The organism is Escherichia sp. E3659, from assembly GCF_005781135.1.
In the GTDB taxonomy this organism is placed as follows: domain Bacteria; phylum Pseudomonadota; class Gammaproteobacteria; order Enterobacterales; family Enterobacteriaceae; genus Escherichia.
The window spans coordinates 101,113-111,538 of the sequence record NZ_VATQ01000026.1 but is presented as its reverse complement, the minus strand read 5'-3'; the positions used below and the strand labels follow the sequence as shown (position 1 = coordinate 111,538).

Annotated in this window: 9 protein-coding genes; 2 read left to right on the top strand and 7 right to left on the bottom strand. The window is 50.4% G+C overall.

What is annotated here, in order from left to right:
- Nucleotides 1–302 precede the first annotated feature (302 nt).
- Nucleotides 303–995, top strand: coding sequence for a FadR/GntR family transcriptional regulator (locus tag FEK47_RS17700; RefSeq protein WP_130222537.1), 693 nt, complete (start codon nt 303–305; stop codon nt 993–995).
- A gap of 25 nt (nt 996–1,020) precedes the next feature.
- Nucleotides 1,021–2,448 (top strand): multidrug transporter subunit MdtD, encoded by a 1,428-nt coding sequence (gene mdtD / locus FEK47_RS17695; protein ID WP_135486981.1) that lies wholly within the window; start codon nt 1,021–1,023, stop codon nt 2,446–2,448.
- Here mdtD and rbsR read toward each other — a convergent pair.
- The 7 genes from rbsR to kup all read right to left on the bottom strand — a co-directional run bounded on the left by rbsR (nt 2,414) and on the right by kup (nt 10,319).
- On the bottom strand, nt 2,414–3,406 hold the full coding sequence (rbsR, locus tag FEK47_RS17690; RefSeq protein WP_130215068.1) for a ribose operon transcriptional repressor RbsR: 993 nt from the start codon (nt 3,404–3,406) through the stop codon (nt 2,414–2,416). The two genes, mdtD and rbsR, sit on opposite strands and share 35 nt — an antisense overlap.
- Nucleotides 3,407–3,409: 3 nt before the next feature.
- On the bottom strand, nt 3,410–4,339 hold the full coding sequence (rbsK, locus tag FEK47_RS17685) for a ribokinase (RefSeq protein WP_130222550.1): 930 nt from the start codon (nt 4,337–4,339) through the stop codon (nt 3,410–3,412).
- Between the two features lie 125 nt (nt 4,340–4,464).
- Nucleotides 4,465–5,355 carry a ribose ABC transporter substrate-binding protein RbsB gene (gene rbsB, locus FEK47_RS17680; protein ID WP_001056273.1) on the bottom strand — a complete coding sequence of 297 codons (891 nt, stop codon included), beginning with the start codon at nt 5,353–5,355 and terminating at the stop codon, nt 4,465–4,467.
- A 24-nt stretch (nt 5,356–5,379) separates the two neighbouring features.
- Nucleotides 5,380–6,345 carry a ribose ABC transporter permease gene (gene rbsC / locus FEK47_RS17675; RefSeq protein WP_000211858.1) on the bottom strand — a complete coding sequence of 322 codons (966 nt, stop codon included), beginning with the start codon at nt 6,343–6,345 and terminating at the stop codon, nt 5,380–5,382.
- A gap of 4 nt (nt 6,346–6,349) precedes the next feature.
- A complete protein-coding gene (rbsA, locus tag FEK47_RS17670; RefSeq protein ID WP_138183302.1) occupies nt 6,350–7,855 on the bottom strand; it encodes a ribose ABC transporter ATP-binding protein RbsA in 1,506 nt (501 codons plus the stop codon).
- 7 nt (nt 7,856–7,862) lie between these two features.
- A complete protein-coding gene (gene rbsD, locus FEK47_RS17665; protein WP_135486982.1) occupies nt 7,863–8,282 on the bottom strand; it encodes a D-ribose pyranase in 420 nt (139 codons plus the stop codon).
- A 168-nt stretch (nt 8,283–8,450) separates the two neighbouring features.
- Nucleotides 8,451–10,319, bottom strand: a complete 1,869-nt coding sequence (gene kup, locus FEK47_RS17660) for a low affinity potassium transporter Kup (protein ID WP_086218933.1) — start codon at nt 10,317–10,319, stop codon at nt 8,451–8,453.
- Nucleotides 10,320–10,426: the final 107 nt, after the last annotated feature.

Here is a 10,426-nt window from a genome sequence, read left to right as displayed (position 1 = left end):
GTGCATAATACGCTTTCCCGCCACAGAGTCAAGCATTTTTTTGCTTTTCTCTGCCGGAATTCTCAGGAGAATCCCGCTGACCCGGCGGCGTGTTTGCCGTTGTTCCGTGTCAGTGGTGGCGCATTATAGGGAGTTATTCTGAGCTGACAAGAGGAAATTTAAAATAATTTTCCGAATGCGCGTTTTTTCAGCAAAACACCTGTAAGCGTGCCATAAAACAAGCAATTTGCCGTTTTTGCAACCGCAATCACACTTCCAGGTGGCATACTAAAGAGGAATAAAAAGAAAAAGGAAGATAAGTAATGCCTTTAAGCGCACAACAGTTAGCTGCACAGAAAAACCTTTCATATGTTCTGGCTGAGAAGCTGGCACAACGAATCTTAAAAGGTGAATACGCACCTGGCACCATTTTGCCGGGTGAAATTGAACTGGGTGAGCAATTTGGTGTGAGTCGTACTGCGGTACGCGAAGCGGTCAAGACGTTAACGGCAAAGGGGATGGTTTTACCGCGTCCACGAATTGGTACTCGGGTCATGCCACAATCCAACTGGAACTTTCTTGATCAGGAATTACTCACCTGGTGGATGACAGAAGAGAACTTTCATCAGGTCATTGATCACTTTTTGGTTATGCGTATCTGTCTGGAGCCGCAAGCCTGTTTACTGGCTGCAACGGTAGGAACAGCAGAACAGAAGGCGCATCTCAACACGCTAATGGCCGAAATGGTCGCATTAAAAGATAACTTTCGCCGAGAACGTTGGGTTGAGGTCGATATGGCCTGGCATGAGCACATCTATGAAATGAGCGCCAATCCGTTTTTGACCTCTTTCGCCTCGCTATTCCATTCGGTTTATCACACTTACTTCACGTCAATAACCAGTGACACCGTGATAAAGCTGGATCTGCACCAGGCGATCGTCGATGCGATTATCCAAAGCGATGGCAACGCGGCATTTAAAGCTTGTCAGGCGCTACTACACACTCCGGATAAGTGATAATAACCAGACAAAGGGACATTGAATGAGCGAGAAAAAGAAGCGCAGTATGGCGGGTTTGCCATGGATTGCGGCGATGGCTTTCTTCATGCAGGCACTTGATGCCACCATCCTGAATACAGCCCTACCCGATATCGCTCATAGTCTTAATCGCTCCCCCCTCGCTATGCAATCGGCCATCATCAGTTACACGCTGACGGTGGCGATGCTTATTCCGGTCAGCGGATGGCTGGCCGATCGCTTCGGCACACGCCGCGTTTTTACCATTGCCGTTAGCTTGTTCACGTTGGGTTCTCTGGCCTGCGCACTCTCAAACTCGCTGCCACAACTGGTTATCTTCCGTGTTATTCAGGGGATAGGCGGCGCAATGATGATGCCGGTCGCTCGCCTGGCGTTACTGCGCGCATACCCACGCAATGAACTCCTACCGGTACTGAATTTTGTCGCCATGCCGGGTCTGGTAGGGCCGATTTTAGGGCCCGTTCTTGGGGGCATGTTAGTCACGTGGGCGACATGGCACTGGATCTTTTTAATCAATATTCCCATTGGTATTGCGGGCCTTCTTTACGCTCGCAAACATATGCCCAACTTCACCACAGCACGTCGAAAATTTGATATCACTGGTTTCTTACTGTTTGGTCTTAGCCTTGTGCTCTTCTCAAGTGGAATAGAGCTGTTTGGTGAGAAAATTGTTGAAACCTGGATTGCCTTGACGGTCATTGTGGCCAGCATAGTGTTACTGCTTCTCTATATTCTCCATGCGCGACGAACGCCAAACCCATTAATTTCATTAAATTTATTTAAAACCCGCACTTTCTCGATCGGTATCGTAGGCAATATTGCAACCCGTCTGGGGACCGGCTGTGTACCGTTCCTTATGCCATTGATGTTACAGGTAGGATTTGGTTATCAGGCGTTTATTGCCGGCTGCATGATGGCACCGATAGCGTTAGGCTCCATTATTGCGAAATCGATGGTTACGCAGGTTTTACGGCGTCTGGGCTATCGCCATACGTTAGTGGGAATTACGGTGATTATTGGTTTGATGATCGCCCAGTTCTCATTGCAATCACCGGCAATGGCGATCTGGATGCTAATTTTGCCGTTGTTTATTTTAGGGATGGCGATGTCAACGCAATTTACCGCGATGAATACCATAACACTTGCCGATCTGACCGATGACAACGCCAGCAGTGGTAACAGCGTCCTGGCGGTCACGCAACAGTTGTCGATCAGTTTAGGTGTAGCCGTAAGCGCAGCCGTTCTTCGCGTTTACGAAGGGATGGAAGGTACGACGATTGTTGAACAATTCCACTATACGTTTATTACGATGGGGATTATTACGGTTGCTTCAGCAGCGATGTTCATGCTCCTGAAGGCAACTGATGGTAATAATTTGATTAAACGCCAGCAAAAATCTAAGCCGAGCCACGCGCCATCAGAATCGGAGTAAGTTGTAATCGTTGTTGCTGTAAGGTTGGCTGCGCCATTCGATGGATGAGTACATCAATCGCCAGCTCTCCCAATTCATCTTTCGGTTGATGGATAGTGGTGAGCGGTGGCGTCATATAACGTGCCAGTTCAATATCGTCATAACCAATCACCGCGATATCCTGCGGGACATGCAATCCAGCCTGGTACAACGCCTGGTAAACACCCACTGCCATTGCGTCATTTCCGGTAAAGACCGCCTGAGGACGCAGCGAATGTGATAACAGCTGTCGCATAGCGTCAAACCCGCCGTTAAATTCAAAATCGCCAGTCACTTCATAGCCATCAGGAATGTCGAGGCCAGCACGTTTCATCGCTGCCCGATAACCTTCCAGTCGCAAACGTGCAGGCGTTTTATCCAGAGGTCCGGTAATACAGGCGATACGAGTATGACCTTTGTCAATCAGATATTGCGTCGCTAAATCTCCGCCCAGCAACGAGTTATCCTGAATGAGATCGCTGTCGCCATCGAACGGCGCCCAGTCCATCATCACGGTTGGCACTGTCGGATAACGTTGCATGATTTCACGCGAAGGCTGATGCGTTTCGGTGCACAGTAACAGCAAGCCATCAACGCGTTTTTGCATCAGCGTTTCCAGATTACGATTCATTCGCTGCTCATCGCCTTCGGTATTACAAAGGACAAGACTATAGCCACGTTCGAAGCAACTGCGTTCAACACCACGCACCAGTTCAGAATAGAAAGGATTAGTACTGGCGGTGATCAACATGCCAATGGTATGTGTTTGATTAAGCTTGAGACTACGCGCCAGAGCTGATGGCGCGTAATTGAGTTCTTTAATCGCCGCTTCAACTTTGGCGGTAATCGCTTCACTGACGAAGCGATCTTTATTGATGACGTGAGAAACTGTTGAGGTAGAAACGCCCGCCAGGCGGGCAACATCTTTCATTGTAGCCAAGCGTCACCTCTGCCTGTCTAAAAATGCGTCGATCTCTTCACGCCACGGTACGGAAGGTTGTGCGCCTTTACGTGTTACGGCAATCGCAGCTGCGGCATGGGCAAAACGAATCGCCTCTGGCAATGGTTTTTCTTCCAGCAACGCCGTGATTAACGCGCCGTTAAAGGTATCTCCGGCAGCAATGGTATCGACAGCCTGCACCCGGAATCCAGGAACGCGCTGACCTTCACCATTCACGCTTGCCCATACACCACGACTTCCTAAAGTAATCAGTACAGTTCGGATACCTTTTTCATGCAGTACCTGCGCCGCCTTCGCTGCATCTTCATCACTTTCAACACGAATACCGGTGAGCTTTTCTGCTTCCGTTTCGTTTGGCGTAATAATGTCCACCAGCGCCAACAGTTCGTCAGGAAGTTCGCGAGCCGGAGCCGGGTTAAGCGCAACGATAGTCTTATTTTGATGGGCGATTTTCGCCGCTGCCATCACACTTTCGAGTGGTGATTCCAGCTGCATTAATAATGCTGAGGCATTCGCAATACGCTCGCGTTGTGCTTCTACCAGCACAGGGGAAAGGGCGGCGTTAGCGCCGGAATGAATACCGATGACGTTCTCGCCTTCACTATTAACAAAAATCAGCGCCACACCTGTTGATTCGCCTTTGATCACGCTGACCGGAGAAATATCAATGTTATCAGTAGCGAGCTGCTGACGTACGCTCTCGCCAATACTGTCATCGCCCGTGCAGGCTATAAACGAGATATTCGCACCGCTACGCCCTGCTGCCACCGCCTGATTCGCACCTTTGCCGCCAAATGCGACTTGATAGTGGTTACCGGTTACGGTTTCGCCTGGAGTAGGAAAAGATTGAAGATTAAGGATATGGTCAGCATTAATGCTGCCAAGAACAACGAGGCTGCCTGCGTTTTGCATATTCGGGATGTCCATAAAATGCGCCACCGGGTTAGGGTGGCGCGTGCCCTGCTTTTCTTTATATTACACGTTCATCTGTCGATGACGTATTGATGCCACTATCAGGTTATAAAACCTGACCAAGACTACTGCTTAACAACCAGTTTCAGATCAACCGGATATTTCGCCTGAACTTTTTCGCCTTTCAGAACTTTATCCGCGGTTTCGACACCTTTCGCGCCAATCTGATCGGGTAACTGAGCGATAGTCGCTGCCAGTTTGCCATCATTTACTGCTTTTTCGCCATCAGGTGTACCGTCAAATCCGACGACCATCACATCCGATTTACCAGCAGTTTGCAGCGCACGCAGTGCGCCCAGCGCCATTTCATCGTTCTGCGCAAACACTGCCTGCACATCCGGATGAGCGGTCAACAGGTTCTGCATTACGTTCAAACCTTTGGTACGGTCGAAGTCTGCCGGCTGGCTGGCAAGGACGTTAAATTTGTGAGCAGCAACAGCCTGCTGGAAGCCTTCGCCACGTTCACGGGCTGCGGATGTACCGGCAATGCCTTGCAGCTCGATAACTTTGGCACCTTCGCCCGCTTTCTTCGCGATGTAATCACCGGCGATTTTGCCGCCCAGTACGTTATCAGAAGCAATGTGGCTCACCACTTCGCCTTTCGTGGCCTGACGGTCAAGGGTGATAACCGGAATGTTCGCCTGGTTTGCCATCTTCACGGCGTTACCCACCGCGTCGGAGTCAGTCGGGTTAATCAGCAGAATTTTGGTGCCGCGAACGGTTAAGTCCTGCACGTTCGCCAGCTCTTTCGCCGGGTTGTTCTGGGAGTCCAGCACCACCAGGTTATAGCCGAGTTTATCCGCCTCTTTCTGCGCGCCATCTTTCAGCGATACAAAGAACGGGTTATTGAGTGTGGAAACCACCAGCGCAATGGTGTCTTTTGCCATTGCATTCGCACTAACGGTGGCGCTTAGCGCAACAGCAGAAACCAGGGTAGCCAGTTTTTTCATGTTCATATTCAAGATGTCCTGTAGTCGTTATTACTGCTTTTTGTTGTCTACCAGCACCGCCAGCAAAATCACCACAGCTTTGACGATCATCTGGTAATAGGAGGAAACACCTAACAAATTCAATCCATTATTAAGGAAGCCAAGAATTAATGCGCCGATCAACGTCCCAACAATGCGACCTTTTCCGCCCGCCAGGCTCGTACCGCCCAGAACCACTGCCGCAATAGCATCCAGCTCATAGCCAGTCCCCGCCGTGGGTTGTGCGGAGGAGAGACGCGCCACTTCAATGATCCCGGCCAGTGATGCCAGCAGACCACAAAGAGAATAGACGATGATTTTGATTTTATTGACGTTGATACCAGAAAGACGCGTTGCCGCTTCGTTGCCGCCCAGCGCGTAGATGTAACGCCCCAGACGCGTGTGATGTAGCATGTACCAGGCCGCGAGGAAGACAATTCCCATGATCCAGACTGGCGTCGGTACGCCCAGCGGACGACCAATACCAAACCAGCCAAACAGATCGGCGTTCTCAGTAAAGCCGGTATTCACTGGGCTACCGTTGGTATAAACCATGGTCACACCGCGCAGTAAAAGCATCATAACCAGCGTAGCGATAAACGCCTGGACGCGGCCTTTCGCCACAATCACCCCGGTTACCGCACCAATTGCGGCACCTAATGCCAGTGCGGCAGCGACAGCCACCAGCGCATTGACTTCAATGCCGACGATAGACGCAGCAACTGCGCCAGTCAGCGCCAACAGAGAACCGACGGACAGGTCGATGCCCGACGTCAGGATCACCAGCGTCATCCCGACCGCCATAATGGCGTTCACCGAGGTTTGCTGGAGAATATTGAATAAGTTATTGATGGTGAAAAAGTTCGGGCTTAACGTCGAGACAATCGCGATCAGCACCAGCAGAGCGATAAGCGATTTCTGCTCCATCAGCCACGCTTTCGTGAAATAACGGCGACCAGAGACAGTCTGGGTTGTCATTTTTTTACTCCTGATTCACGCGATTAAGCTTGCCCACAGCGGCAGCCATTAACACTTCCTGGGTGGCTTGCTCACGAGTAAATTCCCCGCTGAGATGCCCTTCATGCATGACGATGATGCGATCGCTCATGCCTAATACTTCTGGCATCTCTGATGACACCAGAATGATGCTCAAGCCATCGGCTTTGAACTGGTTAATCAGTTGATAGATCTCTTTTTTCGCGCCGACATCTACGCCACGGGTAGGCTCATCGAGGATCAACACTTTGGGGCGCGTCATCAGACCGCGAGCAATCGCCACTTTTTGCTGATTGCCACCGGAAAGCAGACCAATTGCCTGTTCCATCGACGGCGTTTTCACATTAAACAGACGAATGAAATCACTTACTGCCTGCTGTTCATCGGCATGCTTCAAACTGCCGCCAGCGCGGCTGAAGTAGCGCAGCGCAGTCAGTGACATATTTTCTTTTACTGACATGCCCAGTACTAAACCGTCGCGTTTACGGTCTTCAGAGATATACACAATGCCGTTTGCCAGGCCATCCTGCGGTGAACGAGTAATAACTTCATGCCCATCCAGCGTGACATAACCGCTGGTGCGCGGCAGTGCGCCATAGAGCACTTTCATCAATTCGGTACGCCCCGCGCCCATCAAACCAGAGACGCCAAGGATTTCGCCATTGCGTAGGGTAAAAGAGACGTTGTTAACACCAGGTCCGCAGAGATTATCGACTTTCAGGCGGATATCTCCCGGCGCTTTGTCCAGGTGCGGATACTGCTCTTCCAGCTTGCGGCCCACCATCATCTCAATCAGCGAATCTTCGGTCAGTGATGCCACTTCACGCTCGGCAATAAATTGCCCGTCACGAAAAATGGTAACGTCATCGCAAATCTCGAAGATTTCTTTCATGCGGTGGGAAATATAGACAATGCCGCGCCCTTGCGATTTCAGCTCGCGGATGACGCGGAACAGGGATTCGGTTTCGGTATCAGTCAGCGCATCAGTCGGTTCATCCATAATGATGACTTTCGACTCAAAGCTCAGCACTTTGGCGATTTCAACCATTTGCTGGTCACCGATGGAAAGATCGCCCACCAGCTTGTCGCTTTTAAAGCGCAGGTTAAGTTTAGCCAGCAATTTATCCGCTTCGGCATACATGGTTTTCCAGTCAATTTTGCCAAAGCGATTAACAAACTCACGACCGAGGAAAATGTTTTCGGCAATGGTCAACTGCGGGATCAGGTTCAGCTCCTGGTGGATAATCCCAATCCCGGCTTCCTGGGAAGATTTCGGCCCGGTAAATGTCGTTTCTTTCCCCAGCCATAAAAGCGTACCGGCATCGCGAGTATAGATACCGGTAAGCACTTTCATCATGGTGGATTTACCCGCGCCGTTTTCGCCTACCAGCGCCATCACGCGGCCCGGGTAGACATTTAACGCGGCGCCCGAGAGGGCTTTTACGCCCGGAAAGGCTTTATCAATGCCTTTAAGCTGTAGTAATGCTTCCATGACGACCTCAGAACGTCACGCCAGCACAGAGAATGATATTCGCATACGGAGAACATTCTCCGCTGCGAATTACCGCCTGACTTTCTGCGGTTAGTTGTTTGAATTGTTCATGCGTGGTGTAACGAATTTCAATGGTGTTTCCCTGGTGTTGTTGCAGCTGCTCAAGGTGAGTGAGCAACGTTTCGTGGAGTTGCGGATTATGTTGTTTGATCTCTTCCGCGATAATGGCTGCCTCAACCTGCATTTCACTCGTAACAACTCCCAGTACCTGCATAAAAGAAGGTACGCCCTGGGTTAATGCCACATCGATACGCGTTGTACTTTTTGGGATGGGTAAACCAGCATCACACACCACCAGCGTATCGGTATGCCCCAGACGGGAGATCACCGACGAAATATCAGAATTAAGAACGGCGCCTTTTTTCATTTTTTTCTCCATCAGCGAAACGTTTCGCTGACCAGCAGTTTAATCCTGACTGAACAGAGAAAACCATCGCAACGTTACTGAAATGTGATCAACATCGAAACGTTTTACATCGTGATTAAGCATGAAAAACAAAAACGCCCCCTTTATGGAGAAAGGAGGCGTCTGGCGTTAGATTTCGACCTGAGTACCTAGTTCAATAACCCTGTTTGGTGGGATTTCAAACTGATCTGGTGCACGCAGTGCATTACGCTGCAACAGCAAGTACAGTTTGCCACGCAAACGTAAGTACCACGGGCGTTTGCCGAGGATCAACGACTCATGGGACATAAAGAAGGAGGTTTCCATCATCCGGCAACTTAACCCTTCCAGGCCACAGCGGTGGAACACTTCTTCCACGTTTGGCGTTTCCCGCCAGCCGTAACTTGCCACCACGCGCCAGAAAGTGGGCGACAGTTGTTCAATCTGTACCCGACGGACGTTATGGACATATGGCGCGTCTTCGGTACGCAGAGTTAACAGAATCACCCGCTCATGCAATACCTTGTTATGTTTCAGGTTATGCATCAGCGCAAAGGGAATGACGTTGATTGCACGCGACATGTACACCGCGGTTCCGGGAACGCGAACGGGCGGTGATTTCTCCAGCGAAGCAATCATCGCTTCCAGAGAATTACCATGTTCATGCATCCGTCGCAGCAGGCGGAAACGCTCGCTCTTCCAGGTGGTCATCACGATAAACATCACCGTACCGAGGCTCAATGGCAACCAGCCGCCGGAGAGCAGTTTATCGAGGTTAGCGGTGAACAATGGAATATCGACACAAAGGAAGGCTATCAGGATCAGCGCAACAAAATACTTATTCCAGTGCCAGTTCTGACGCGCCACGGTAGTCGAGAGAATAGACGTCAGCACCATGGTTCCGGTTACCGCAATCCCATACGCCGCCGCCAGATTACTGGAGTGCTCAAAGCTGACAATCACAATCACGACCGCGACATAGAGCATCCAGTTCACAAACGGAATATAGATTTGCCCTGACTCCATTTCGGAGGTGTGAATGATACGCATCGGCGACAAATATCCCAGACGTACCGCCTGACGCGTCAATGAGAAAACGCCAGAGATAACTGCCTGCGAGGCAATCACCGTTGCCAGTGCAGCGATGATCAGCAGCGGGATCAGCGCCCAATCCGGTGCTAACAGGAAGAACGGGTTCTTAATCGCTTCCGGATTCTTTAACAACAGCGCTCCCTGGCCGAAGTAATTAAGAGTTAAGGAAGGCAAGACGACAGTGAACCACGCCAGGCGAATCGGGAACTTACCAAAATGCCCCATATCGGCATACAGCGCCTCGACTCCGGTAATCGACAGCACCACCGCCCCTAATGCAATAAAAGAAACCGTTTTGTATTCAAGGAAGAAATGCACCGCCCACACCGGATTTAGCGCATGCAGCACTTCCGGGTTAGCAATAATGCTACGTAACCCCAGCCCTGCCAGAATCAAAAACCAGGTCAGCATGATCGGCGCAAACAGCTTACCGACCATAGCAGTGCCATGTTTTTGAATCATAAACAGTAAAGTAAGAACGATGATTGAGAGGGGAACTATCCAGGTATCCAGTTGCGGGGCGACGATTTCCAGACCTTCAATGGCAGACATCACCGAAATAGCGGGAGTAATGACGACTTCACCATAGAAAAAGCTGCCACCGATTAGCCCCATAATCACTAACATTGAGGTCGTTCGAGCCGACGTATTACGCCCGGCAAGCGACATCAACGTCAGAATTCCCCCTTCTCCGGCGTTATCCGCGCGCATCACGAAGGTAAGATATTTGATGGAAACCACAAAGATTAGCAGCCAGAAGATCAGCGATAAAAAGCCAAACACGGCATCGCGTTCAACGCCAAAACCAAACTGGCCAGACAAACATTCACGAAGTGTATATAGCGGGCTGGTACCAATATCGCCGTAAACAACTCCAATCGCCGCGAGGGTTATCGCGGGCAACGATTGCTTATTATCAGTGCTCATAGACTAGTCTTTCGTTGAAATATGAAATGTGTGCGTAGTCCCTTGGCCCACAAAAAAGCGCTCAGTATGCACGATTAACGGCAAAATCGTACTCCTAAATGCGGCCA